Annotated in this window: 27 protein-coding genes; 17 read left to right on the top strand and 10 right to left on the bottom strand. The window is 66.2% G+C overall.

Annotated features, from left to right (window positions below):
* Positions 1 to 273 precede the first annotated feature (273 nt).
* Positions 274 to 912, top strand: coding sequence for a YqaA family protein (locus NZK81_RS06615; protein ID WP_260045117.1), 639 nt, complete (start codon positions 274 to 276; stop codon positions 910 to 912).
* On the opposite strand, the gene NZK81_RS06620 is transcribed toward NZK81_RS06615, so the two are convergent.
* A complete protein-coding gene (locus tag NZK81_RS06620; RefSeq protein ID WP_260045119.1) occupies positions 905 to 1627 on the bottom strand; it encodes an IclR family transcriptional regulator in 723 nt (240 codons plus the stop codon). The two genes, NZK81_RS06615 and NZK81_RS06620, sit on opposite strands and share 8 nt — an antisense overlap.
* Positions 1628 to 1710: 83 nt before the next feature.
* On the opposite strand from NZK81_RS06620, the gene NZK81_RS06625 reads away from it, so the two are divergent.
* The 4 genes from NZK81_RS06625 (at position 1711) to NZK81_RS06640 (ending at position 4598) form a co-directional block, all read left to right on the top strand.
* Complete coding sequence (locus NZK81_RS06625) at positions 1711 to 2670, top strand: TauD/TfdA dioxygenase family protein (protein WP_260045121.1); 960 nt, start codon at positions 1711 to 1713, stop codon at positions 2668 to 2670.
* A gap of 86 nt (positions 2671 to 2756) precedes the next feature.
* On the top strand, positions 2757 to 3623 hold the full coding sequence (locus NZK81_RS06630) for an alpha/beta fold hydrolase (RefSeq protein WP_260045123.1): 867 nt from the start codon (positions 2757 to 2759) through the stop codon (positions 3621 to 3623).
* Between the two features lie 2 nt (positions 3624 to 3625).
* Complete coding sequence (locus NZK81_RS06635; RefSeq protein ID WP_260045125.1) at positions 3626 to 4177, top strand: nuclear transport factor 2 family protein; 552 nt, start codon at positions 3626 to 3628, stop codon at positions 4175 to 4177.
* A 115-nt stretch (positions 4178 to 4292) separates the two neighbouring features.
* Positions 4293 to 4598 carry an usg protein gene (locus NZK81_RS06640; protein WP_260045127.1) on the top strand — a complete coding sequence of 102 codons (306 nt, stop codon included), beginning with the start codon at positions 4293 to 4295 and terminating at the stop codon, positions 4596 to 4598.
* 22 nt (positions 4599 to 4620) lie between these two features.
* Here NZK81_RS06640 and NZK81_RS06645 read toward each other — a convergent pair whose 3' ends face one another.
* The 4 genes from NZK81_RS06645 to NZK81_RS06660 all read right to left on the bottom strand — a co-directional run bounded on the left by NZK81_RS06645 (position 4621) and on the right by NZK81_RS06660 (position 7390).
* Positions 4621 to 5394, bottom strand: coding sequence for a GDSL-type esterase/lipase family protein (locus NZK81_RS06645; RefSeq protein ID WP_260045129.1), 774 nt, complete (start codon positions 5392 to 5394; stop codon positions 4621 to 4623).
* A 6-nt stretch (positions 5395 to 5400) separates the two neighbouring features.
* Positions 5401 to 6639 carry a serine palmitoyltransferase gene (gene spt, locus NZK81_RS06650; protein WP_260045131.1) on the bottom strand — a complete coding sequence of 413 codons (1239 nt, stop codon included), beginning with the start codon at positions 6637 to 6639 and terminating at the stop codon, positions 5401 to 5403.
* Between the two features lie 23 nt (positions 6640 to 6662).
* A complete protein-coding gene (locus tag NZK81_RS06655) occupies positions 6663 to 6902 on the bottom strand; it encodes an acyl carrier protein (protein WP_260045133.1) in 240 nt (79 codons plus the stop codon).
* A gap of 125 nt (positions 6903 to 7027) precedes the next feature.
* Complete coding sequence (locus tag NZK81_RS06660) at positions 7028 to 7390, bottom strand: response regulator (protein ID WP_260045134.1); 363 nt, start codon at positions 7388 to 7390, stop codon at positions 7028 to 7030.
* A gap of 127 nt (positions 7391 to 7517) precedes the next feature.
* Here NZK81_RS06660 and NZK81_RS06665 point away from each other — a divergent pair, with 127 nt between their 5' ends.
* The 5 genes from NZK81_RS06665 to NZK81_RS06685 are packed head-to-tail and all read left to right on the top strand — an operon-like array spanning position 7518 to position 10742.
* Positions 7518 to 7727: a DUF3572 family protein gene (locus tag NZK81_RS06665; protein WP_419181658.1), complete on the top strand. Its 210-nt coding sequence runs from the start codon at positions 7518 to 7520 to the stop codon at positions 7725 to 7727.
* Positions 7724 to 8371, top strand: coding sequence for an HAD family hydrolase (locus tag NZK81_RS06670; RefSeq protein ID WP_260045139.1), 648 nt, complete (start codon positions 7724 to 7726; stop codon positions 8369 to 8371). Before NZK81_RS06665 ends, NZK81_RS06670 begins: the two co-directional genes overlap by 4 nt.
* Positions 8364 to 8828 carry a RidA family protein gene (locus NZK81_RS06675; RefSeq protein WP_260045141.1) on the top strand — a complete coding sequence of 155 codons (465 nt, stop codon included), beginning with the start codon at positions 8364 to 8366 and terminating at the stop codon, positions 8826 to 8828. The genes NZK81_RS06670 and NZK81_RS06675 overlap by 8 nt, the downstream gene beginning before the upstream one ends.
* Positions 8809 to 9603 carry a glycerophosphodiester phosphodiesterase family protein gene (locus tag NZK81_RS06680; RefSeq protein WP_260045143.1) on the top strand — a complete coding sequence of 265 codons (795 nt, stop codon included), beginning with the start codon at positions 8809 to 8811 and terminating at the stop codon, positions 9601 to 9603. The genes NZK81_RS06675 and NZK81_RS06680 overlap by 20 nt, the downstream gene beginning before the upstream one ends.
* Complete coding sequence (locus tag NZK81_RS06685; protein WP_260045145.1) at positions 9600 to 10742, top strand: GNAT family N-acetyltransferase; 1143 nt, start codon at positions 9600 to 9602, stop codon at positions 10740 to 10742. Before NZK81_RS06680 ends, NZK81_RS06685 begins: the two co-directional genes overlap by 4 nt.
* 18 nt (positions 10743 to 10760) lie before the next feature.
* On the opposite strand, the gene NZK81_RS06690 is transcribed toward NZK81_RS06685, so the two are convergent.
* Positions 10761 to 11099, bottom strand: a complete 339-nt coding sequence (locus NZK81_RS06690; protein WP_260045146.1) for a hypothetical protein — start codon at positions 11097 to 11099, stop codon at positions 10761 to 10763.
* Positions 11100 to 11396: 297 nt separating this feature from the next.
* Between NZK81_RS06690 and dksA the strand changes: the two genes are divergently transcribed.
* The 5 genes from dksA (at position 11397) to NZK81_RS06715 (ending at position 14688) form a co-directional block, all read left to right on the top strand.
* Complete coding sequence (gene dksA / locus NZK81_RS06695) at positions 11397 to 11855, top strand: RNA polymerase-binding protein DksA (protein ID WP_260045148.1); 459 nt, start codon at positions 11397 to 11399, stop codon at positions 11853 to 11855.
* A gap of 165 nt (positions 11856 to 12020) precedes the next feature.
* Entirely contained in the window at positions 12021 to 12386 is a 366-nt protein-coding gene (locus tag NZK81_RS06700) for a PilZ domain-containing protein (protein ID WP_260045150.1), read from the top strand.
* A gap of 67 nt (positions 12387 to 12453) precedes the next feature.
* A complete protein-coding gene (locus tag NZK81_RS06705; protein WP_260045341.1) occupies positions 12454 to 13989 on the top strand; it encodes an ABC transporter substrate-binding protein in 1536 nt (511 codons plus the stop codon).
* Positions 13990 to 14057: 68 nt separating this feature from the next.
* On the top strand, positions 14058 to 14447 hold the full coding sequence (locus NZK81_RS06710) for a DUF4112 domain-containing protein (protein WP_260045152.1): 390 nt from the start codon (positions 14058 to 14060) through the stop codon (positions 14445 to 14447).
* 34 nt (positions 14448 to 14481) lie between these two features.
* Complete coding sequence (locus NZK81_RS06715) at positions 14482 to 14688, top strand: hypothetical protein (RefSeq protein ID WP_419181659.1); 207 nt, start codon at positions 14482 to 14484, stop codon at positions 14686 to 14688.
* Positions 14689 to 14702: 14 nt separating this feature from the next.
* Here the strand turns inward: NZK81_RS06715 and arfB are convergent, their stop codons facing one another.
* Genes arfB through pabB form a run of 4 tightly spaced genes read right to left on the bottom strand, consistent with a single transcriptional unit; the run spans position 14703 to position 18770 of the window.
* Entirely contained in the window at positions 14703 to 15119 is a 417-nt protein-coding gene (gene arfB, locus NZK81_RS06720; RefSeq protein WP_260045155.1) for an alternative ribosome rescue aminoacyl-tRNA hydrolase ArfB, read from the bottom strand.
* On the bottom strand, positions 15116 to 15769 hold the full coding sequence (locus NZK81_RS06725; protein WP_260045157.1) for an RluA family pseudouridine synthase: 654 nt from the start codon (positions 15767 to 15769) through the stop codon (positions 15116 to 15118). The genes arfB and NZK81_RS06725 overlap by 4 nt, the downstream gene beginning before the upstream one ends.
* Complete coding sequence (locus NZK81_RS06730) at positions 15769 to 16935, bottom strand: pyridoxal phosphate-dependent aminotransferase (RefSeq protein ID WP_260045159.1); 1167 nt, start codon at positions 16933 to 16935, stop codon at positions 15769 to 15771. The genes NZK81_RS06725 and NZK81_RS06730 overlap by 1 nt, the downstream gene beginning before the upstream one ends.
* The gene (gene pabB / locus NZK81_RS06735) at positions 16935 to 18770 is read right to left on the bottom strand and encodes an aminodeoxychorismate synthase component I (RefSeq protein ID WP_260045161.1); all 1836 of its coding nucleotides are present in this window, start codon (positions 18768 to 18770) and stop codon (positions 16935 to 16937) included. Before pabB ends, NZK81_RS06730 begins: the two co-directional genes overlap by 1 nt.
* Positions 18771 to 18897: 127 nt before the next feature.
* Here pabB and NZK81_RS06740 point away from each other — a divergent pair, with 127 nt between their 5' ends.
* Both NZK81_RS06740 and NZK81_RS06745 read left to right on the top strand, forming a co-directional pair.
* Positions 18898 to 20496: a helicase HerA-like domain-containing protein gene (locus NZK81_RS06740; protein WP_260045163.1), complete on the top strand. Its 1599-nt coding sequence runs from the start codon at positions 18898 to 18900 to the stop codon at positions 20494 to 20496.
* 79 nt (positions 20497 to 20575) lie between these two features.
* On the top strand, positions 20576 to 23185 hold the full coding sequence (locus tag NZK81_RS06745; protein WP_260045165.1) for a M1 family metallopeptidase: 2610 nt from the start codon (positions 20576 to 20578) through the stop codon (positions 23183 to 23185).
* Position 23186 lies beyond the last annotated feature (1 nt).

A 23186-nucleotide genomic window follows, 5' to 3' on the forward strand; every position in this document is an offset into this window, starting at 1 on the left:
AAAGGCGGCGGAGGGGATTCTCGTTACGAAGCGAGGTCGCGGGAGATTGTTGGTCCCCACGGCCGACGCGTCACGCTGCCACCTCCCCGTGCCGGGGAGAACAGCCTGCGCCTGGCGACTCGGACCTTCGCGATGTTCCTGATATATACCTAAATAGCGTAACGATGTCAACAAAAATAACCAAATGGGTTATTTCTAGTGTCCATGCATGCCGCTTGCCGCGACGCAGCATGCCCGGTAAGCAGCGCGCACAGGGATATTCCGGAGACATCGATGCTGCGCCGCCTCTACGACTGGACCATGGAGAAGGCGGCGCATCGCCACGCGGAATGGTGGCTCGCCGCCTTCGCATTCATGGAAGCGAGTTTCTTCCCGGTTCCGCCGCATCCTCTGCTCGGCCTGATGTGCCTTGCCGAACCGAAGAAGGCGGTCCGCTTCGCCGCGGTCGCCACGTTCGCCTCGGTCGTGGGCGGCATGCTCGGCTATGCGATTGGTCACTTCGCCTACCAGGCCTTCGGCGAGGCGCTGCTGCGCGCGCTGGGGCTGGCCGAGAGTTTCCCGACCGCTGCCTGCTACCTGCGCGAATATGGCGCGGAGATCATCGTGGTGAAGGGCGCGACGCCGATTCCCTTCAAGCTGCTGACGATCACCGCCGGCTTCATTCACATGAACATGCTGGTCTTCATCGGCGCCTCGGTCATCTCGCGCTCTATCAGCTTCATGATCGTGGGCGTGCTGTTCCGCCTGTTCGGTGCCCCGATCAAGGCGGTGATCGACAAGCACCTGGGCAAGGTGACGGCGGCCTTCGCGCTTCTCGTGGTGCTCGGCTTCCTCGCCATCGCCTTCATGGGCGGCGGCGCGGAGAAGACCAACGAGAAGTGTGTTCCGCCGGCGAGCGTCGCGCTCAACTGATCTCCGCGGCGAGCTGGCGCGCGCCCTCGCGCAGCATCGCGCCCATGGCCTCGCGCCGTTCGGGCGTCAGCCGTTCGGCCGGCCCGGTCAGCACCAGCGTTCCCAAGGGCACGCCGCGCGGACCGAGAACCGCCGAGGCCATGGCGACCGCGCCGACCTGGATCTCTTCGTCGTTGACGGTAAAGCCGCGCGCGCGGGTCCGCACGAACTCGCGCTGCGTTTCCGCGTCGGGAACCGTGCCGAGCAGGCGCTGCTGCTCTTCGTCCGGCAGGTAGGGCAGGACCGCGCGGGCGGTGGCGCTGCCTTCCATGGGGATGACGATTCCGATCGCGGGCACCATGCGCAGCAGGTGGTGGCTCTCGGCGGCAGCCATGACGACGAAGTGATCGCTGTCGGGCACCGCCAGATAGGCGGTCTCGCCCGTTTCGGTGCGCAGCCTTTCGAGAATCGGTCCGGCGCGCAGGCGCAGGCTTTCGTTGCTGTGTGGCGGACGGGCGAGCGTGAGGATGTGCGGCGAGAGCTCCCACTGACCCGCAAGGCCCGGCGCGGGCCGGATCCAGCCGGCGTCGGCCAGCGTCATCAGGTCCCGCTGCACGGCGCTCTTGTCCGCTTCCAGTTCCCGGGCGAGCGCGCTGACGCCGACCGGCTGGGTTCGGGCGATCTCCTCGAAGACCGACAGCATCCTTGTCGCGCTGCGGCTACGCTTGACGGCCATGGGTCCCTCGGCATATCATATTACTATGCAATAAGATGTATTACTAAGTAATACAATTTGCAACAGGTTTCGGGAGATTGGATATGCCTCTGACCGACGTCAGGCCCCTTCAGGAGAGACTTCCCTTCGGTATCCGCATCGGCGGCCTCACGCGCGAAATGCTCGAGGACAAGGCGCTGCGCGACGAGATCGACGCCCTCTTTATCAAGCACGGCATGATCGTGTTCGAGGACGTCGAGCAGTCCGATGAAATGCAGCTCGCGCTCAGCAGCTGTTTCGGCCCGCTCAAGGAGCACCCGGTCAAGGGCGTCGCCCGCGTCGATAGCGACCGGCTTCCCGGCGTGATCGAGATCCGCAGCAAGCGCGGGCGCGGCATCGTCGAAGTCGACGGCAAGCAGGTCTCGCACTGGCTGCCCTGGCATTTCGACCATTGCTACAACGATGAACTCAACCGCGCCGGCGTGCTGCGTTCGGTCGAGCGGGTGGAGGATGGCGGCATCACCGGCTTCCTCGACGGCGTGGCGCTCTACAAGGCCTTCCCGAAGGACCTGATCGAACGGATCGAGGGCAAGGAGATCGTCTACCGCCTCGAGACGCAGTACGACGATCTCAAGTTCGGCCGCCCGGCGCAGTACCGAATGATCGAACCCAAGCCGATGCCCGACAGCTTCAAGGAGCAGGTCGCCGCCATGTCGCGCGCGATCCACCCGGCGGTCTGGACGCGCCCGACCGGCGAGAAGTGCCTCCACGTCTCGGCCTACATGGCGAAGGGTATCCTCGGCGACGAAACACCCGAAGGCGACGCGCTGCTCGAAGACGTCTGCCAGGAGATCAACCGCCTGGCGGAGACGTGCAGCTACCATCACAAGTGGAGCCCCAACGACATGGCGATCTGGGACAACCTGCGCATGCTTCACTGCGTCTCGGGCAACAACCCGGACGAGGAACGCCTGATGTATCGCACGACCATCAGCGGCGATTACAAACTCGGCCGCTGGGAAGAGACCCCGCGCGAGGCGGTCAGCGCCGACGCGATGGCTTGAAGTCCATGGTTGCGGCCTGACGGGATTGCCCGCAGGCTGGGCACGATACGCGACGCCTCGGACGAGGCGATGCCGGGGAGAGGCAATTGGCGAAGATCGACGTGAACGGGCTGACGCTCGACTACGAACTCATTGGCGATGAGGGCGCGCCGCCGCTCGTGCTGACGCCGGGCGGCCGCTACCCGCGCGACACTGCCGGCGTGCCCGAGTTGGGCGCGAAGCTGGCCGAGGGCGGATACCGCGTGCTGCTGTGGGACCGCCCGGGCTGCGGCGCCTCCGACATCGCGTTCACGGCACCCAGCGAATCGGTGATGAACTGCGAGGCGCTGGTCGGGCTGGTCGATGCGCTGGGCATGAAGGACGTCACGCTGGCGGGCGGCTCGGCCGGTTCGCGCATCAGCCTGATGGCCGCCGCGCGCATGCCCGACAATGTGCGCAAGATGACGATCTGGTGGATCAGTGGCGGACCGGTCGGACTGGCGGGCCTTGCGTGGTTCTACTGCGGCGACCAGATCGCGGCGGCCTCGAAGGGCGGCATGGAGGCCGTCGTCCAGCTTCCGAGCTGGGCGGACCAGATCTCCCGCAATCCGAAGATCCGCGACATCCTGCTGGCGCAGGACCCGGACGAGTACATCGCCACCATGCAGAAATGGGGTAAGGCTTTCGCCTATTCCGACGACACGCCGGTGCCGGGCATGGACGAGGCCGACTTCGCGAAGCTGACCATGCCGGTCCTCACCTTCCGTTCGGGCAAGAGCGACATGGCGCATACGCGCGAGACTTCGGAATGGGTGCACCGCCTGCTGCCCAATTCGACCATGGTCGAGCCGCCGTGGGGTGATCAGGAATGGAACTACGTCTCCACTTTCCCGGTCGATACCGCCAAGCGCCGCGGCCGCTTCGAGCGCTGGCCGCTGATCGCGCCGATGTTGCTCGATTTCCTGAAGGACTGACCATGAGCCTCGATGCCAGACTGGCCGAACTGGTCGATCGCCACGAGATCCACCAGGTGCTGCTGCGCTATGCCCGCGGGCTCGACCGGCTGGACAATGCGCTGGCCCGGTCGTGCTACTGGGACGACGCGATCGACGACCACGGCCATTTCGTCGGCAAGGCGGACGACTTCATCCCCTGGGCCGACCAGACGACGCTGATGTTCGAATCGACCCAGCACGCGGTCATGAACCACTTTTGCGACCTGCAGGGGGACGAGGCGTTCTGCGAGACCTACTACCAGTTCTCGGGCGTCACGGCCGAGGGGCCGAACTTCGTGTCGACCGGGCGCTACATCGATCACCTCCAGAAGCGCGCCGGAAAGGATGGGCCCGAATGGCGGATCGCCAACCGGGTGACGATCGTGGAGGGGACCTACGATGTTCCCAAGGCGGCGCAGGCGCCCTCGCCGATGACCGCCTATTCGACGGAGGAACCCTGCCAGGCCACGCGCGACGGCAACGATGTGAGCTATCATCGCCCGCCCGTGCCGCGGTGGCCCAGGGCAGGCTGACAGCAGGCACCGCGCCATGGATTTCCCGGCGTCCGCAGGTACTTGACTGCCTTCACCGTTGTGTCATTCTTTCGTTGCTGCACCGCAATATGCGTGCGGTGCCGAAAGGAGGGCTATGGCTGGTCGACTGGACGGAGCATCATCGGATTTCCACGCATCGCCTGATTTCATCAGGCAGATGGAAGGCTACGGCCTCACGACCGTAGAGATCCACTACTTCCTTCCCGACCACCCCAGGCTCCTGCAGCTTTTCGCCTTCCAGCAATACGACGAGGCCCCGGCCTTTCCTGTCCTGCGCAAGTTTCTCGACTACTGGGCCCGCGAAATCGAAGGACCGCTGCATTCGGTACGCGTCGCGCACAAGCGGCTGATCGGACCGCAGGAATGGCGGGCGGTGAACGGCGTTATCTCGATCCATTGAACGGCGCGCCGGTTCGGCGGCGCTATTCCTGCGGAGCCTTGTTCCGGGCCTCGGAAAGGGCCTTGTCGAACACGGCCTGCACGATCTCGTAGCCTTCTGGCGTCAGGTGAATTCCATCACCCAGAAACAGGTCCTTGCGCATCGTGCCGTCGGGCCGGACGAGGGCTGCGTGGTAGTCTGCCAGGATGAGGCCATGGTCGGCTGCCAGCGTGCGCAGGGCGGTGTTGAGCCGGGACAGGGCCGGCGCGGGATCGCTTGGCTTGAAACCGGCGTAATCGCGCATCGGCGGGATCGTGCCGAGGATCACGGTCTCGCCGTGAAACTTCGCCAGTTCCGCCATGTCGAGCACGTTTCCTTCGAACTCTTCGAGGGTGAAGGGACCGCCCAGGCCGATCAGGTCATTGGAGCCGACAAGGATGTGGACGATGCGCGGGCGCAGCGACAGTGCGTCCTGCCGGAAACGCAGGAGCACCTGCGCGCTCGTCTGCCCGCCGGCGCCGCGTTTGACGATGCCGGGGGCACTGTCGGGCCAACGCCCGGTCAGCGAATCGCCGATCATGACGACGTCTGGCCGGGTGCCGGCGGCGGCCAGCCGGCGGTTCTCCTCGCGCCAGGCGCACAGCGCGGCCCAGTCGTCGAAGTCGCTGCCGGTCACGGACCGTCCCTCGGCTGTGCAGGGCCGGTCGTTCAGCCCGACGAGGCCCGCCCGCCGGTGGTCGTTCCAGAACAGGATGCCGATATAGACCGCGAGCGCCAGCGCCAGTCCGGTCAGGACGACGCGGCGGCGTACTGCCACGGGCTCTCAGCCGAGAATGCCGACCGCCTTGCCCGCGCGGGTGAACATGCCGATGATCTGCTGGACCTGCTCGGCCGAGTGTTCGGCGCAGAGCGAGCAGCGCAGCAGCGTCATGTTCGCGGGCGTTGCCGGCGGACGGGCGAGGTTCACGTAGAGCCCTTCATGCAGCAGCGCTTCCCACATGGCGGCGCCGCGCTCCAGATCGGGCATGATCACCGAGATGATCGCGCTCTGCGGCGCGTCGGTGCCGAGCTGGAAGCCCGCGTCCTTGAGGCCCTTGTGCAGCGTGCGCGAATTTTCCCAGAGGTGCGCCCGCTTCTTGCCTGCATGCATCAGCTTGCGCACCGATGTCGCGGCGGTGGCTACGACGCTCGGCGGCAGGCTGGCGGTGAAGACGTAGGGGCGGCAGACCAACCGCATGATCTCGAACTTGGGGTGGTTCGAGACGCAGAAGCCGCCGACCGTGCCGACCGACTTGGAGAAAGTGCCGATGACGAAATCGACCTGGTCGAGGCAGCCCTGATCCTCGGCTACGCCGCGCCCGTTGGGGCCGATGAAGCCCATCGAGTGTGCCTCGTCCACCAGCACCATCGCGCCGTACTTCCTGGCGATCGCGATCATTTCCTTGAGCGGGGCAATGTCGCCCAGCATCGAATAGACGCCTTCGAGCACGACCAGCTTGCCCGCTTCGGCGGGGATGCGGCGCAGGCGGTTTTCCATTGCCACGATGTCGTTGTGCTTGAAGGGCACCACTTCGGCGTCGCCCATCTTGCACCCGTCCCAGATCGAGGCGTGGCTGTCGATGTCGAGGACGATGTAGTCACTCTTGCCGGCGATCGTGGAGATGATGCCGAGGTTGGCCTGATAGCCGGTAGAGAACACCATGGCATGGTCCATGGCGTAGAAGTCGCACAGCGCCTGCTCGACCGCCTTGTGCCCGGCATAGGTGCCGTTGAGCACGCGGCTGCCGGTGGTGCCCGAGCCGAAGTCCTCCAGCGCCTGCTTGCCCGCCTCGATCACGTCGGGATCGAAGGTCATGCCCATGTAGTTGTAGGTGCCCAGCAGGATCGTCTCGCGCCCGTTGCACACCGCGACGGTGGGCGAGAGCACGCGTTCCATGACGAGGTTGAAGGGGTCTTCCACGCCCGAGGCCAGCAGGTTGCGGCGCATTTCGATCAGGGGATCGAACTTGCTGAACAGGTCCACGTGGGCTTCGGTCTCGTTTTCGCTGAGCATGTCGGTCATGGCCGTGTTTCCCTTGCCCGCCTTCAGTCCTGGAGCTTCACGACGGCATCGACGAGCTGCCCGTAGTTTTCGATCTCGGCCTGCTGGTTCATCGAGATGATGATGTCGAATTCGTCCTCGATGGCGGCGACGAAGTCCATCACCGTCAGGCTGTCGAATTCCAGGTCGTCGGTGAAGCGGGTCGCGTCGGTGATCGCCACGCCCTTCTTGTTGAAGGGTTCGATCAGCGCGGCGATGCGGGCCGAAGTCTGTTCGCGATCCATGGTCTTTTCAACTCCGATAGGTACGGACGGCTCTCTGGCCGGGAATTGCGGCGCAAAAGCGGCGGAAGCGTATCATGTCAAGCATGTCGGCACGTTCGGTGGCATGTTCGCGGCCGGACGTGGCATCAGATCAACGCCTTTACCGCCTGCATGAACGGGCCGATCGAAACCGGCTTGGCAAGGTATCCTTCGGCGCCGGCCTCGCGGATCCGTTCCTCGTCGCCCTTGCCGGCATAGGCGGTAACGGCGAGCATGGGAATGGCCCGCAGCACCGGATCGTTCTTGGCCGCCTCGATCAGGTCCAGACCCGAGACATTGGGAAGCTGGATGTCCATGATGACCAGGTTCGGCACGAATTCGCGCGCCCGGTCGAGCGCGTCGAGGCCGTCGGCCACCGGCTCCACCGCGTAGCCCTGGCTCTTGAGCACATCGCAAAAGAGCTTCCGATTGAGGTCGTTGTCCTCGACAACGAGGATTCGCTTTGCCATTCGACGCCCGAGCACCATGTTAGGGTGTGAAACGCTCTATGCCAGGCAAGCGAGACTGACAATTCTTCGAGAGCCCCCATCCCCATCTGCAGATCCCCAGGCTCTGGCCCTGAACGCGCTCGGCTGGGTGCTGGGCGACAGTGACCGGGCCGACCGGTTCCTGTCGCTGACCGGCCTTACCCCCGACGAACTGCGCGTTTCGCTGGGCGAATCGGCCACGCTCGTCGCCGTGATCGATTTCCTTTGCGCGCACGAGCCGGATCTGCTTGCCGCAGCCGATGCCCTTGGCGTCATGCCGAAGGATCTTGCCGACACGCGCGAAAGGCTGGGCGCATGAGCCGGCCGCTGCTGATCACCGACTGCGACGAAGTGCTGCTCTACATGATCTCGCACTTTCGCGACTGGCTTGCCGAGGACGAAGGCATCGTCTTCGACATGACGGGGGGCAACTTCTACAAGTCGATGCGGCACGTCGACACGGGTAAACCGGTTGAGCAGGACGTGATGTGGGCGCTGCTCAACAAGTTCTTCGACGGGCAGATGCACCGACAGACGGCGGTCGAAGGGGCTGCCGCGGCAATCGCGGCGATCCGCGAGCATGCCGATGTCGTCGTTCTCACCAATCTCCTGGATTTTCGGCAGGAGGCCCGCCGCAGGCAACTGGCCGATCACGGCATCGACCTGCCGGTCTTTACCAACCAGGGTCCGAAGGGACCGGCGCTGCAGGCGATTCTCGATGAGTACCGGCCCGGCCGTGCCGTCTTCATCGACGATCTTGCGCACCATCACGGGTCGGTCCTCGAGGTTGCGCCGCAGGTGCGGCGTCTCCATCTTTGCGCCGAACCGCAAATCGCCCCGCACATTCCCTGCGCGCACAAGGCTGGCCACGCCCATGCGCGCATTGACGATTGGGCAAACGCGTTGCCCTGGCTGATCGAGACCCTGACTTGCGAAGAAAAGGACCTGCAAGCGAATGACTGAGATCGATGACCGTATTGCCGCACTCGGCCTGACCTTGCCCGAACCGGCGGCGCCGGTTGCGGCTTATCTTCCGGTCGTCGTCGCGGGCGGGCTCGCGCACGTGTCGGGCCAGCTTCCGTTCGTTGGCGGCAAGCTCGTTACCGGCCGGCTCGGCGAGGATGTCTCGCTGGAGGATGGCGTCGTCGCGGCGCAGGCCTGCGGGGTGATGATCCTGGCCCAGCTCAAGGCCGCGCTGGGCTCGCTCGACCGGGTCGAGCGCGTGGTCAAGCTCGGGGCCTTCGTCAATTCCACCGGGGCCTTCACCGATCAGCCCAAGGTCGCCAACGGCGCATCCGAGCTGATGGTTGCCGTTTTCGGCGAGGCCGGAAAGCATGCCCGCAGCGCCGTCGGCGTGCCGGTGCTGCCGCTCGGCGCCGCTGTCGAAGTGGACGCAGTCGTTGCCGTTCGCCCTGATTGACCGCTGGCTTTCGCCGCCCCCCGATCCGCGCAAGGTCGAATGGGTCGGCGGCCATAGCTATGCCCATCGCGGGCTGCATGGTGCAGGCGTGCCGGAAAACTCGCGCGCGGCCTTTGCCAGGGCCATGGCGGCGGGATGCGGGATCGAGCTCGACGTTCAGCGATCGAGCGACGGCCTGCCGGTGGTCTTCCATGATGGCGTGCTCGACAGGCTGACGGCCGAGACCGGTCCGCTCGATCGGCGCAGTGCCGCGCAACTGGGCGGGATCGCGCTTGCCGGCTCGCGCGAGACGATCCCGACGCTGCGCCAGGTGCTGGCGGACGTCGCGGGCCGCGTGCCGGTACTCATCGAGGTCAAGTCCGAGCGCGATGCGCGCGTGGCGGCGATATGCCTGGCGGTGCGCCGCGTGCTGGAAGGGTACACTGGCCCGCACGCGGTCATGAGTTTCGATCCGCGCGTCGGGCGCTGGTATGCGAAGCATTCGCCGCATACGGTGCGCGGGCTCGTCGTTTCCGAAGGCGAGGACCGGGCACTGCCCGGTGCCGTGCGCCGGCGCCTTGCGCTTTGGCATGCCCGGCCGGACTTCCTCGCCTACGACGTCAGGGACCTGCCCAGCCGCTTTGCCGCCGGGCAGCGCCGCCGGGGCCTGCCCGTCGTGACCTGGACCGTGAAGGACGCCGAGCATCGGCAACGCGCGGCAGACCATGCCGATGCCGGCATTTTCGAAGGTCCCGTCCCGGCAGTCGCGGCAAGAGGAGCAGTCGAGCAGGCGTGAGCGAGGACGCATTCATCGCGAAGATCCACGATTCGGTCGGTGCGCTTCCGGCCGATGAATGGGACGCCCTGACCTCAACCGGCAATCCCTTCGTCAGCCACGCGTTCCTCAAGGCCATGGAGGATTCGGGCAGCGTCGGAGGGCGCAGCGGCTGGACGCCGGTGCCGATCGTGATCGAGGGGCCGGACGGGCGGCTGGCGGCCGCGCTGCCCTCCTACCTCAAGGAGCATTCGCAGGGGGAATACGTCTTCGACCATGCCTGGGCGGACGCTTTCCAGCGTGCCGGCGGGGCCTATTATCCCAAGCTGCAGATTTCGGTGCCGTTCACGCCCGCCACGGGCCCGCGGCTGCTAACTCCCCATCCCGAGCTGGCCTTGCCCCTGCTGCGGGCGGCAGAGACATTATGCCGCGAGCACGGCTTGTCCTCGGCCCATGCGACGTTCATCGAGCCGGAGCAGGTGCCGCTGTTCGAGCAGGCCGGCTGGCTGCTGCGTCAGGACATCCAGTTCCACTGGGAAAATCGCGACTATCCCGGTTTCGACGCGTTCCTGGCGGCGCTTTCCTCGCGCAAGCGCAAGGACTTGCGCAAGGAGCGGGCCCGGGCACAGGAAGGCGTGGAAATCCGGATGCTGCGCGGCAGCGACATCAAACCGGAGCACTGGGATGCCTTCTGGTGGTTCTATCAGGATACCGGCGCCCGCAAGTGGGGCAGGCCCTACCTGACCCGCGAGTCCTTCACGCTGCTGGGCGAAACGATGAGCGACAGCATCCTGCTGGTCATGGCGTTCATGGATGGCGAGCCGGTGGCAGGCGCGCTCAATTTCATCGGTGGCGATGCGCTCTATGGCCGCTACTGGGGCGCGCGCATCGACAAGCCGTTCCTGCACTTCGAACTGTGCTACTATCAGGCGATCGATGCCGCGATCGCGCTCGGTCTCTCGCGTGTCGAGGCGGGGGCGCAGGGCGGGCACAAGCTGGCGCGGGGCTATGAGCCGGTGCGCACGGTCTCTGCGCACTATATCGTCTACGAAGGGTTGCGCGCGGCCATTGCCGATTATCTCGATCAGGAACGGGCCGGGATTGCCCGCGACCAGATCTGGCTTGGCGAGCGGTCGCCGTTCCGCAAGGGCGAGGCCTGAGGCCTCTCGTCCGCAGAGTCAGGCGGCCTTGCGATTCGAGGCGGCCAGCCACTCGCGGGCGCGACGCTGGGCTTCGGAGATTTCGCGCGCGGTCATGTCGTCGGCGACTTCCGAGCGGCAGGTATTGGCTTCCTCGAAGCCCGCGACCGCGGCGAGGTTGAACCACTTGTGCGCCTCGATCAGGTCGCAGGTGGCGCCGTGGCTGCCGGTCGAAAATGCGACGCCGAGGTCGAAATAGGCAGAGCAGTCCCCTTGCGCCGCAGCGGCAAGGCATTCCGCGACAAACATGTCTTCGGCCGTGAAGTCGGCGGCAGTCGCCGGCATTGCGCGGTATTCGTTGTTCCAGGCAGTTCCCATGATCTGTTACCCCCTGTCTTCGAACCGTGTCCTTGGTTTTCCGATGCGGTCACGCTGGGGCAGGTGTGGTCAACAAATGGTTAACGCTCTCCGGAAAACTTTTCGAAACCATGCCGACAACAGGTTGAACCGAAAGCGGGTTCAGGATTTTTGTGGACGGTTGAACATAACGGCTTGTGCCCGGAAATCTGCCGACCTATAGGCCGCCGCAAACCACGGATTGTCGTATGGCTACCGGGAAAATCCGGGGCTGCAGGGCGATGGCAATTCGCGTAGACACGTGCGGAGTTTCTCTGGATGGCAACGGCCCTATCTGACGAAATTGATGTGCTCGCCAAGGCGAAGCGGGCAATTGGCGGCGGTTACGTACCCGCCGGTGACGAACCGTACATGAGCGAAGCGCAGCAGGACTACTTCCGAAAGCTGCTTCAGGCCTGGAAGCGTTCGATCCTCGATGCTGCCGCCGGTACGCTGCAACAGCTTCAGGACGGTCCGATTCGCGAACCGGACCTCAACGACCGTGCCTCCAGCGAAACCGACTGGGGTATCGAACTGCGTACGCGTGATCGCCAGCGCAAGCTCATCGCCAAGATCGATTCGGCGCTGCGCCGCATCGAGGAAGGCGAATACGGCTATTGCGAGGTGACCGGCGAGCCGATCGGCCTCGGTCGTCTCGAGGCGCGTCCGATCGCGACCATGACGGTCGAAGCGCAGGAAGCCCATGAGCGCCGCGAGAAGGTTTCCCGCGACGACTGACGCGAGCGGCCGTTCCGACCCGGATTTGCCTGCGTATTACTGGCCTGTTAAGCATTTGTTTGCCACCACGGTGCTAGGTGCAAGGGGCAGGACGTTTCCACTCGCCCGTTCGCATTTGGCAGGCGTGGATGCGACATGCGCAGGTGCGAACGCCGGACGGAGCTCATGAACGAAGGTGACAATCGGCAGATCGCGCGCGACAGCCTGTTCCTCATGGCTGATCTGCGCGTCGATGGCCTTCAAGACGAATACCGCATCAAGGTCCGCAATCTGTCTCCCGGCGGGATGATGGGCGAAGGATCCGTGCGTGTCGTTCGCGGTACCATCGTTGAGGTGAACATCCGCAATGTCGGCTGGGTCGAAGGCTCGGTGGCCTGGGTTCAGGATACCCGCTTCGGCGTCGCCTTCCGCGACGATATCGATCCCAAGCTGGCCCGCGCTCCGGTCGGGCAGGCAGAGGATCCCTCGCCGCGCTTCACCCGCAATCATCCGGCCTATCAGGCCGGCGGATCGACGCTCCGCAAGATCTGACCCGTTCCTGCGAAAATTTGCATGGCGTGCATTTGCGGCGCTGCGCGAATGGGCTAGTCCCTTGGCCATGCATGCGAAGCGCAAAGTCCTCCAGGTCCTGTCCGTCCTGACCGCGCTTCCGCTCGTCTCGTGCGGCTCGCTCGACAATTCCGCGCTGGATGTTGCCGTCATCGGGACACCCGAGGACCCGTTCCAGAGCGGCATCAGGCTGTCCATGGCGGGCCAGCTTGTTCGCGCGGCGACGGCCGAGGGGCTTGTCGCCTTCGACGAGCAGGGCCGCGTCATTCCGGCGCTGGCCGATCGCTGGATCGTCACCGACGATGGCCAGAGCTATATCTTCCGCCTGCGCGACGGCGATTGGGCCGATGGCGATCCGATCACGGCCGATTCGGCCAGGCGAGCGCTGCAGACGGTGCTCAGGTCGCTCAAGGGAACTGGGCTGGCGCTCGACTTGTCCGGCATCGATGAAATCCGCGTCATGGCCGGACGCGTCATCGAAATCCGCCTGAACCGGCCGATGCCCTATCTGCTGCAGTTGCTCGCCCAGCCCGAACTGGGGCTGTTCCACGACAAGCGCGGCGCGGGGCCGATGGCGCTCGAAAAGGCGGATGCTGTGGCCCGGCTCACCCCGATCGAGCCGTCGACTCTGGGGCTTCCCGCGATAGAGGGCTGGGAACAGCGTACCCGCCAGATCGAGCTTCATGCCCTCGGGGGAGCGGAAGCGGTCGCGAAGTTCAACGATGGCGATGTCGACCTGGTGCTCGGCGGCCGGATTCAGGACTTCATGCTGACGCGGTCGGTGGGCATCCTGCGCGGGACGATCCAGCTCGATCCGGTCGTCGGGCTGTTCGGGCTGCAGGTAATGAACGATCGCGGCTTCCTGGCCGATCCCGCCAATCGCGAGGCGCTGGCCATGGCGATCGACCGCGATGCGCTGATCTCGCCTTTCGGCGTCGGCGGCTGGGCGCCGACCACGCGCATCGTCACCCCCAGTCTCGACGGCGATCTCGGCACGATCGGCGAGCGCTGGGCGGGGCAGTCGCTCGAACAACGGCGGCAGGTCGCTGCGGCGCGCGTGCGCGGCTGGCAGGCCGGCGGGAAAGGGACGGGCGAAGGCGCGAAGGGCCCCGCCAGCGAAAAGGCTGATTCGGCTGATCCGCCCGTCACGGTCCGCCTGCAGGTTTGGTTGCCCGAAGGCGATGGATCGCAAGTGCTGTTCGAGAAGCTGTTGGCGGACTTCGGCACGATCGGCGTCACGCTCGAACGCGCGAAGGACGAGCAGGCGGCCGACCTGACGCTGGTGGACGACGTTGCCCGCTATCCGCGTGCCGCGTGGTTCCTCAATCGCCTGTCCTGCACGGCCCGGCGCGGCCTGTGCTCGCAGGAGGCCGATGACCGGGTGGCCGAAGCGAGCGAGGCACCTACCCCGACCGATCGCGCCGCGCTCCTTACCGAGGCGGAAGCCGAACTGACCACCGCCAATGTCTTCATCCCGTTCGGCACGCCGATCCGCTGGTCGCTGGTGCGCGGCAGCGTCACCGGCTTTGCCGCCAACTCGTGGGACTGGCACCCCTTGATGCCGTTGGCCTGGCTGCCCAAATAGAACGAGGCGACAGACGCCGGCAGCAGTGAGTCAAGGTATTGGTGACAAGTCGGAATTCCGCGCGGCGCATGGATATGGAGTTGCCTCTGGGCAACGATCCGGTGTCGATCCGGCGCCGTGTTGAGGCGATGGAGCGGGTTCTCGAACGCTCGTTTGTCCTGCCGGGAACCAACCAGCAGTTCGGCCTCGATGCGCTTCTGGGGCTGGTGCCCATCGCAGGCGACGTGATCTCCGCGATGCTGGGGCTCTATATCGTGTGGGAAGCGCGCAATCTGGGCATGTCGAAATGGCAGATCGCGCGCATGACCGCCAATGTCGGGTTCGATGCCGTGGTCGGCGCGGTTCCGGTCGCGGGCGATCTGTTCGACTTCGCGTTCCGGTCGAACAGCCGCAACCTCAGGATCATCCGCAAGCACCTCGACAAGCATCACCCCCACACGCGGGTTATCGACGGCTGATCCGTTTGCGCCTAGGTTCGCGCGCATGAAGCGAATGTCCCTTCTTCTCGGCCTGTTGGCGCTCGGAGCCTGCGGCAAGGCGGATACCGATCCGGGTCCGGGCGGCGTCACCGTGGGCGAGGCGCGCGCGCTCGACGAGGCCGCGGCCATGCTGGATGAACGCCGTCCTCCGGCCGAGGCCCTGGCACCGTCGCAGGCACTGGAACCGTCCGCCGATGCAAGCGGGGCGCCGCAGCGGTAGCGGATGGCGCTTCGTCAGTCGAAGTGCACCTTGCCGCGTCCGGCCTTGACCGCGCCGCGCAGCTTCTTTCCCTTGAGCCGCTGCTCCTTGCCGACCCGGTTGAGCCGGCTCTTGGCGCGCTTTTCGGGCAGCTTGTGCGCTTCTTCCAGCAACTGCGCCAAACGCTCCCGCGCATCGGCGCGGTTGGCTTCCTGCGTGCGGAACTTGCGCGCCGTGAAGACGAGTTCCCCGTGCGAGGTCATCCGGCTGCCCGCCAGTTCCTTCAGCCGCGCGAAGACAGGTGGCGCAAGGCGCAGGGCATAGACGTTGAGCCGCAGCTGGACGGCGGTGGCAACCTTGTTGACGTTCTGCCCGCCCGGCCCGGCAGAGGCGATGAAACTTTCGCTGGCAAGGGCCTGGGCGCGGCCGATGATGTCTTCAACCGACGTCATGCATCCGTGAAGCCGAGCGCGGCGAAATCGGCCGGTATCGGGCTCGTGGCAACGATCGGCTCCTTCCCTTCGCGCGGCACGGTGAGCCCGGCGGCGTGGAGCATGGTGCGCGGCGCGCCCTTGCCGGTGCCGTAGACCGGATCGCCCAGCAGCGGCGTGCCGAGCCCCGAGGCAGCGTGCACGCGGATCTGGTGGGTGCGGCCGGTCTCGGGACGGAACTCCACCAGTGTCAGGCCATCGCGGCTGTCGAGCTTGCGCCAGTGCGTTACCGCCGGCTTGCCCTTGCGGGCCGGGATCATTCGCCAGCCGTCCTTCGCGGTGCTCACCTTGGAGAGCGAGAGCGCGATGGTCCCTTCGTCCTCCGCCAGCTCTCCCGCCACGATTCCGAGGTAGCGCTTCTCGACCAGTCGCGCCTCGAAAGCGGCGGCAAAGCGCTTGAGAGCCTTTGGGTTGCGCGCCAGCAACAGGCAGCCCGAGGTGTCGCGATCGAGCCGGTGCACCGGCGCCGGCAGGCGCTGGAAGCCGAGCTTGAGGTTCTCGAGGTGGTCTTCCAGGCACGGCCCGCCCGCACGTGGCCGGTCGAGCGGCAGGCCGCCCGGCTTGTCGATGACGAGGGCTTCGCCGTCTTCGAAGAGGATGTCCAGTTCCATCAGGCCAGCGCCCCCGCGATCCGGCGGCAGGCTTCCGCCAGCTTGGCATCGTCGGCCGCGAAACTGATGCGAAAGCCGTTGCGCCCGCCGAAGGCCGAAGCCGGGACGATGGCCACGCCGTGTTCGAGCAGGTGCAGCGCCAGTGCCTTGTCGTCCTCGAACCGCGCCATCAGCGGCGCGGCATCGACCATGCAGTAGAAGGCGCCGTCGGGCGTCGGCGTGGAGAGGCCGGGGATGGCGTTGATCGCCGAGACCACGAGGTCGCGCCGCACGCGGAAGCGCTCCCGCCATGCGTCGAGGAAATCCTGCGGTCCTTCGAACGCGGCGACGGCGGCGGCCTGGCTGATCGAGCACGGATTGCCCGAGGAATGCGATTGCAGCCGCTCCATCGCCTTGATCAGCCATTCGGGGCCGGCGGCGACGCCGATGCGGAAACCGGTCATCGCATGGCTCTTGGAGACGCCCGAGATGGTGAGGATGCGGTCGGCAAGGTCGGGGCAGAGGTTGGCCAGCGTGGCATGCGGCGCGCCCGTGTAGTTGATCGGCGCGTAGATGTCGTCCGACAGCACCATGATGCGTGGATGGTGGCGCAGCACTTCGCCGATCCCCAGCAGCATGTCCGCCGGATAGCAGGCACCGGTGGGATTGCCGGGGCTGTTGAGCATGACCCACTGGGTGCGCGGCCCGATCTGCGCTTCGAGATCGGCGGCGGTGAAGCGGAAGTTGTCCTTCGCGTGGGTATGCAGCGGGATCACCTTGCCGCCCGCGAAATGGATGATTTCCGGATAGCTCACCCACCAGGGCGAGGGCACGATCACTTCATCGCCTTCGCTCACGGTTGCGAGCATAGCGTGGAAGATTGCCTGCTTGCCCCCGGCGCTGACGGTAACCTGCGAGGCCGGCACTTCGATCCCGAGGTCGCGCGCGAAGTGCAGCGCGGCGGCCTGCTTGAGCCGGGAGGTGCCGCCCACGGGCGTGTACTTCGTCTGGCCCGCATCGAGCGCGGCCTTGGCGGCGGCCACGACTTGCGGCGGCGTATCGAAATCGGGCTCGCCCACCGACAGCGAGATGACGTCGCGGCCTTCCTCGCGCAGCTGGGTGGCGCGGTCGGTCATTGCCGTCGTCTGCGAGGGCGCGATACGGGAAAGGGCAGTGGATATGTGCATCAGGTGAGCAACCGGGCTGGGATCAGGCCGCGCAGGGCATTGCCGATCAGGAAGCCGCCGGCAAGATCCTCGAGGGTGAGTTCGGCTTCGACGGCGCGGCCTTCCTCGATCAGCGAGCGGCGCAGGACGCCGGGGAGAAGGCCGAGATTCGCGGGCGGAGTCAGCAGCCTGCCGTCGCGCTCGACGAACAGGTTGGTGAAAGTGCCTTCGGTCACGAGCCCGTCGTCGCGCAGGAACAGCGCCTCCTGCGCGCCGGCCGCCTTCGCGGCGGCGAGGCCTGCCTCGTAGAACCCGCGGTCGCTGGTCTTGTGCGCAAGCCGCCAGTCGCCGGAATCGACCGGCATGCGCAGCACCGCGACCGTTGCCGGTTCGGGCAGGTCTTCGGGCACGTCCGAGAGCTCGAGAGCATAGGCGCCGCTGCGGGCGACGACGAGACGCAGCTTCGACGGGCGCTCGGCATCGAAGCACAGCGCCTGGATCGCATTGCGCACCGCGTGGCGGTCGAAGCTGAAGCCCAGCGTGGCGGCGCTCGCCTTCATGCGTTCGAGGTGGAATTCGAGCAGCGCGATTCCGTCGTCGGGCGTGAAGCGCATGGTTTCGATCAGATCGAAACTGGCGGGCGAGGCTGCCTCTCCCGATTGCCGCGCTTCCGATTCTCGCACGAAACCCCCTTTGATCAGGCATTCCCGCCACTCGGGAAGTGCTTGTGAATCCGCGACGATGGCCGATCCTACCCCCAGAACGGCTCTGCCGCCGCCATTTCTAGCGTCTGCGTCCCCGCCCGGTGACAGGTGCAGGGTGCGGATTGCCACATTAAACGCAGCATCGCCAGAGGGTTCGATATAGCCGATCGAGCCGCAATAGACGCCGCGCGGCGCGGTTTCGACCGCGGCGATCAGTTCCATCGCCCTGATTTTCGGCGCGCCGGTGATCGAGCCGCAGGGAAACAGGGTGCGCAGCATGTCCACCGCGCCCTTGTCCGGGGACAGGGCGGCATGCACCGAGGACACCATCTGGTGCACGGTGGGATAGGTCTCGATGCTGAACGGCTTGTCCACGTGCACGGAGCCGGCCTCGGCCACGCGCGACAGGTCGTTGCGCATGAGATCGAGGATCATCAGGTTCTCGGCGCGGTCCTTCGCGGAAGTGGCGAGTTCCTCGCGCAGACGCGCATCTTCCACCGGATCGCGGCCACGCGGCCGCGTGCCTTTCATCGGCCGCACCCGCGCCGAACGGCCGCGAAGCGAGAAGAACAGCTCGGGTGAAAAGCTCAGGTGCCAGTGCGCCCCGTCATGGATCATGCCGCCATAGCCGGCCGCCGCGCTGGGCCGGATCGCGGCATAGAGCGCCAGCGGATCGCCGCGCCAGGGGCCTGCCAGCGGGAAGGTCAGGTTGGCCTGATAGATGTCGCCGGCCTTGATGGCGGCACGCAGGGTGTCGAAGGCCTGCGCGTATTCGCCCGTGGAGATCTGGGGTTCCAGCGGGCCGATGGCGGGGCTGCCGGTGCCGGCTTCGGCGGCGAGCCATTGCGGCACCTTCCCGGCGGCGATCCGCTCGCAGTCGGCGAAGGCGCCGAACCAGACAAGCGGGCCGGATGCGCCGGTGCGCGCGGGCAGCAGGCCGGCCAGCCGTGGCTCCAGCGCCAGGCCGGCTTCGTAGGCGATGTATCCGGCAAGGTGATGGCCCTCGCGCGAAAGCGCTTCGATCCGATCCAGCGCGGGCACGACATCTTCCGGGCGCCTGGCGACGACGACCTGCGACGGGTGGCGGTACAGCCGGGCAGGAGCGGGGCCCTGTGTGCGGGCGTCATCGAGGAGGACGAAGGGGTCTGACATGCGTATCGGTTCGAGACCCGCCCCTTAGCGCCATGGAACGCGGCTGGCAAAAACACTCTCGCGCTGCCGGCCCCGCCTCTCTATCAACGTTTGCGGCAGTATCCGAAGACAACGGGACGGGTGGGTGATGAGCGAGATTTACCTGGGGCTGGGCGGCAATGGCGAGAAGCAGGTGCTGCGGCTTGAAAGGGCCAACCGGCACGGGCTGATCGCGGGTGCCACCGGCACCGGCAAGACGGTGACGCTGCAGACCATTGCGGAACAGTTCTCCGCCGCCGGCGTGCCGGTTTTCCTCGCGGACGTGAAGGGGGACCTTTCGGGCATCTCCATGGCGGGAAGCCCGACCTTCAGGAACGCGGACAAGCTGGAGCAGCGGGCCAGGGACATCGGTCTCGATGACTATTCCTATGCCGACAATCCGGCGGTTTTCTGGGACATCTACGGGGAGCAGGGGCATCCCGTGCGCACCACGATCTCGGAGATGGGGCCGCTGCTGCTCGCGCGGCTGCTCGACCTGAACGACACTCAGGAAGGCGTGCTCAACATCGTCTTCCGCTTTGCCGACGAGCAGGGCCTGCTGCTGCTCGATCTCGACGACCTGCAGTCCATGCTCGCCTATGCGGCGGAAAACGCCGCCGATCTTTCGGCGAAATACGGCAACATCACCAAGGCCAGCGTCGGCGCGATCCAGCGCCAGTTGCTCTCCTTCGACAGCCAGGGCGCGGCGCAGTTCTTCGGCGAGCCGGCGCTGGAGATCGAGGATTTCATCACCTGCGACGAACAGGGGCGGGGCTACATCAACGTGCTTGCCGCCGACAAGCTGATGCGCAGCCCCAAGCTCTACGCCACCTTCCTGCTCTGGCTGCTGTCGGAGCTGTTCGAGGTGCTGCCCGAAGTGGGCGATCCGGAAAAGCCCAAGCTCGTGTTCTTCTTCGACGAGGCGCACCTGCTGTTCGACGATGCCCCCAAGGCCTTGCAGGATACGGTCGAGCAGGTCGTGCGTCTGATCCGCTCGAAGGGCGTGGGCGTCTTCTTCGTGACGCAGAACCCGATCGACATTCCCGAGGACATTGCCGGTCAACTCGGCAACCGCGTGCAGCATGCGCTGCGCGCCTTTACGCCTCGCGACAAACGGGCGATCAAGGCGGCGGCCGACACCTTCCGTATCAATCCCGATCTCGACGTCGAGGAGGCGATCACCGAGCTCAAGGTGGGTGAGGCGCTGGTTTCGACGCTCGATGAGGACGGCGCGCCAGGCGTGGTGCAACGCACGCTGATCGCTCCGCCGCGCTCGCGGCTGGGGCCGGTCACGGCCAAGGAGCGCGCGATCATCGGTTCGATCAGCCCGTGCGACGGAAAGTACGATACGCGCATCGACCGCGAGAGCGCGGAGGAAGTGTTGGCGGCCAAGGCCGCCGATGCCGCCGCGACGGCCGAGGAAGTGGCGGAAAAGGGCGAGGAGGAAGTGCGCAAGCGCGAGCGTCTGAACCCCAGCCTTTGGGATAGTCTGGGGGGCAAGGTCGCCAAGGCGGCGGCCAGCGCGGCGGCGGCGAGTGCCGGATCGATTCTCGCGCAGACCATTCAGGGCAAGAAAAGCCGGGCCAATCCCACGGCTTCGGCCGCGAGCGCGGCTGCGGGTACTATCGGCACTACGCTCGGCCGGGCCATCGGAATCCCGGGCCTTGGCCGCTTCGCCCGCAATCTTATCGGGGGGCTGATGCGCTAGGCGGATGGGGCCCCTGCGCCATCTTGTTCTTTTCGCTGTCTTCCTTGCGATATTTCCCGGCATCGGCCGGGCGCAGCAGGTGCCTGCGGCAGATGCCGCACCTTCCGCGGAAATCACTGTCTCGTCCAGTCGGCAGGTTCCGCTGGGGCGTCTGGGCGATGCTGTGCGGCCGCGCGCCTATCGTCTCGATCTGACCGTCGATCCCGCCGCGCCGCGTTTTTTGGGTCACGTCGAGATCGACGTGACGCTGGCAGCCGCGACGGAGACAATCGACCTGCACGGCAGGGGGCTTTCGGTCTCGCGCGTGTTTGCGAAAGCCGGGGGGCGCAGCATCGAGGGGCACTGGCGCGAGAGCGATCCCAGCGGGGTCGCGCGGCTGTCCTTCGACGAGGCCCTGCCAGCAGGCGAGGCAACGCTGGCCTTCGACTACGACGCGGCCTTTGCCGACAGCCCCACGGGCATGTTCCATATCGAAGTCGAGGACGCGTGGTACAGCTGGACCCAGTTCCAGTCGATCGATGCCCGTGCCGCGTTTCCGTGCTTCGACCAGCCCGGTTTCAAGACGCCCTTCACCGTGACGCTGCGTACGCCGCCCGGGCTTGCCGCGATCAGCAATGCCCCCGAGCAGGTGCCCGCGAGGATCGAAGACGGGCTGGCCGTCCACCGTTTCGCGCCTACCCTGCCGCTGCCGACTTACCTCGTCGCCATGATGGTCGGCCCTTTCGCCAGTCTGGAGGGGCAGGCGGCGCCCAATGCGCTCCGGCCGGAACCCTTGCCCGTGCGGATCGATTCCACCCGCCAGAATGCGGGCAAGCTCACCTTTGCGCTCGAAGGCAGCCGGCAGATCGTCGGGCTGCTTGAAGAGTACTTCGGCGAGCCATTTCCCTTTCCCAAGCTCGATCAGGTGACCGCGCCGGTCCTGCCCGGGGCGATGGAAAACGCCGGAGCCGATCTCTACCGCGACGACATTCTCGTTCTCGATGCCAGCTCGCCGGTCATACAGCAGCGCGATTTCGGCACGATCGTCGCCCATGAACTGGGACACCAGTGGTTCGGCGATCTGGTGACGCCGGACTGGTGGGACGATATCTGGCTGAACGAGAGCTTCGCCAACTGGATCGGCTATCGCATCGGAAACGCCTGGCGGCCGGACCTCGGAATCACGGGCGATGCGCTCAATGCCGGCTACCGCGCGATGGAAACCGACGCGTTGCTTGCCGGGCGCCCGGTCCGGCAGGAGATCGACGCGAGCACGCAAGTCGATTCCGCCTTCGATTCGATCACGTACGGCAAGGGCGGGCACGTCGTCGGCATGATTGCCGCCTGGCTGGGCGACGACAAGTTCCGCGAAGGTGTGCGCCGCTACATCGCCGCGCACCGGTTCGGAACCGCGACCAGCGATGATTTCTTCTTGGCACTGGCGGACGTTGCCGGCGATCCCCGGCTGGTGCTGGCGATGCGCAGTTTCGTGGAGGAGCAGGGCGTGCCGCTGCTGGCGATCCGGCAGAGGGGCGAAAAGGTGACGATCACCCAGCTGCGCTACACGACGGCAGGCGTGGCACCGCCGGAATCCTATTGGGTCATCCCCCTGTGCCTGCGTCGCGGAGCCGTGCGCCGGTGCTTTATGATGGACAAGCGGACCGAGACGTTCACGATCGAAGGCGAGGGCGCGGTATTCCCGAACGCGGGCGGAACCGGGTACTACCGCTTCGAGCTTACGGGGCGGCACTGGAACGAGCTGATCGTGGGGGCGAGCAAGCTGCCCGGGGGCGAGGCGCAGGCGCTGGTCGATTCGCTCTGGGCCTCGATCCGGGCGGGACGCGGGACGATCGAAGAAATGGCCAGGCTGGAGCGCAAGCTGATCCGCCATCCCGATCCGCATGCCGCCGATGCACCCGACAAGGCGCTGAGCCGGCTGGTTCGCGAAGGACTGGTCCATGCACAGGGCCGGCGCAGCTTCCGCCGGTTTCGCGAGCAACTCTACGGGCCGCTGCTCAAGCGGTACGGCTTCGATCCGCGTGCCGGGTTCTACGCGCACGAAGCGCCTGCCCGCACGCAGCGCCGGGTGCAGATCGTCGCGGCCATGATCGGCACGGGGCGCGGCCGCGAACTGCGCCGGCAGGTGGGAGAGGCGACCATGGCCTATCTGGCCGGAGACAAGGGTGCTTTGGACCCGGCGTGGTTCGATCACGCATTCGACCTCTACCTGTTCGAGCGCGACGAGGCCGCGGTTCGCGATCTGGTCGAAAAAGCGCTCGAATCGGAGGACCCGGTGTTCCGTCCCGCCGCGCTGGGGGCAGCGGCCCGCAGCGGCGACAAGGCGATGGCGGCCTGGCTGCTCGCACTCGCCGATCCGCGCCTGCGTGAAAGCGAGAAGCGCGATTTCCTGGACGGCATCATGGCGCGCCGGGACACGCGCGAATTCGGGTACGAGTGGGTGGTCGCGCATATCGATCGGCTGCTCGCCAGCAGCGACGGTCAGTTCTTCTCCACACGCCTGCCGCAGGCACTCGGCCATTTCTGCTCGGTCGAATGGGCAGGGCGCATCGCGCGCGACTTCAAGGACAAGCTGGCGGATACGCCCGGTGCGCTGGAACTCGACCGCGCGATCGAGCGCGTGCGCAACTGCGGTCTGCTCGACGACATGATGGGCACGCAGATCGACGCCGAATTCATCAAGCTGCGCTAGG

It is taken from the genome of Novosphingobium mangrovisedimenti, assembly GCF_025153475.1.
GTDB classification, from domain to species: domain Bacteria; phylum Pseudomonadota; class Alphaproteobacteria; order Sphingomonadales; family Sphingomonadaceae; genus Novosphingobium; species Novosphingobium mangrovi_A.

What these genes read in the sequence shown, in the direction of transcription:
- NZK81_RS06725 (WP_260045157.1), bottom strand. Translation starts at nt 15,769, where the DNA reads ATGGAACTGGACATCCTCTTCGAAGACGGCGAAGCCCTCGTCATCGAC.
- NZK81_RS06690 (WP_260045146.1), bottom strand. Translation starts at nt 11,099, where the DNA reads ATGGGAACTGCCTGGAACAACGAATACCGCGCAATGCCGGCGACTGCC.
- NZK81_RS06670 (WP_260045139.1), top strand. Translation starts at nt 7,724, where the DNA reads ATGAGCCGGCCGCTGCTGATCACCGACTGCGACGAAGTGCTGCTCTAC.
- NZK81_RS06625 (WP_260045121.1), top strand. Translation starts at nt 1,711, where the DNA reads ATGCCTCTGACCGACGTCAGGCCCCTTCAGGAGAGACTTCCCTTCGGT.
- arfB (WP_260045155.1), bottom strand. Translation starts at nt 15,119, where the DNA reads ATGACGTCGGTTGAAGACATCATCGGCCGCGCCCAGGCCCTTGCCAGC.
- NZK81_RS06615 (WP_260045117.1), top strand. Translation starts at nt 274, where the DNA reads ATGCTGCGCCGCCTCTACGACTGGACCATGGAGAAGGCGGCGCATCGC.
- NZK81_RS06660 (WP_260045134.1), bottom strand. Translation starts at nt 7,390, where the DNA reads ATGGCAAAGCGAATCCTCGTTGTCGAGGACAACGACCTCAATCGGAAG.
- NZK81_RS06710 (WP_260045152.1), top strand. Translation starts at nt 14,058, where the DNA reads ATGGATATGGAGTTGCCTCTGGGCAACGATCCGGTGTCGATCCGGCGC.
- NZK81_RS06640 (WP_260045127.1), top strand. Translation starts at nt 4,293, where the DNA reads ATGGCTGGTCGACTGGACGGAGCATCATCGGATTTCCACGCATCGCCT.
- NZK81_RS06700 (WP_260045150.1), top strand. Translation starts at nt 12,021, where the DNA reads ATGAACGAAGGTGACAATCGGCAGATCGCGCGCGACAGCCTGTTCCTC.
- NZK81_RS06715 (WP_419181659.1), top strand. Translation starts at nt 14,482, where the DNA reads ATGTCCCTTCTTCTCGGCCTGTTGGCGCTCGGAGCCTGCGGCAAGGCG.
- NZK81_RS06620 (WP_260045119.1), bottom strand. Translation starts at nt 1,627, where the DNA reads ATGGCCGTCAAGCGTAGCCGCAGCGCGACAAGGATGCTGTCGGTCTTC.
- NZK81_RS06730 (WP_260045159.1), bottom strand. Translation starts at nt 16,935, where the DNA reads ATGCACATATCCACTGCCCTTTCCCGTATCGCGCCCTCGCAGACGACG.
- NZK81_RS06635 (WP_260045125.1), top strand. Translation starts at nt 3,626, where the DNA reads ATGAGCCTCGATGCCAGACTGGCCGAACTGGTCGATCGCCACGAGATC.
- NZK81_RS06675 (WP_260045141.1), top strand. Translation starts at nt 8,364, where the DNA reads ATGACTGAGATCGATGACCGTATTGCCGCACTCGGCCTGACCTTGCCC.
- NZK81_RS06740 (WP_260045163.1), top strand. Translation starts at nt 18,898, where the DNA reads ATGAGCGAGATTTACCTGGGGCTGGGCGGCAATGGCGAGAAGCAGGTG.
- dksA (WP_260045148.1), top strand. Translation starts at nt 11,397, where the DNA reads ATGGCAACGGCCCTATCTGACGAAATTGATGTGCTCGCCAAGGCGAAG.
- spt (WP_260045131.1), bottom strand. Translation starts at nt 6,639, where the DNA reads ATGACCGACATGCTCAGCGAAAACGAGACCGAAGCCCACGTGGACCTG.
- NZK81_RS06655 (WP_260045133.1), bottom strand. Translation starts at nt 6,902, where the DNA reads ATGGATCGCGAACAGACTTCGGCCCGCATCGCCGCGCTGATCGAACCC.
- NZK81_RS06705 (WP_260045341.1), top strand. Translation starts at nt 12,454, where the DNA reads ATGCATGCGAAGCGCAAAGTCCTCCAGGTCCTGTCCGTCCTGACCGCG.
- pabB (WP_260045161.1), bottom strand. Translation starts at nt 18,770, where the DNA reads ATGTCAGACCCCTTCGTCCTCCTCGATGACGCCCGCACACAGGGCCCC.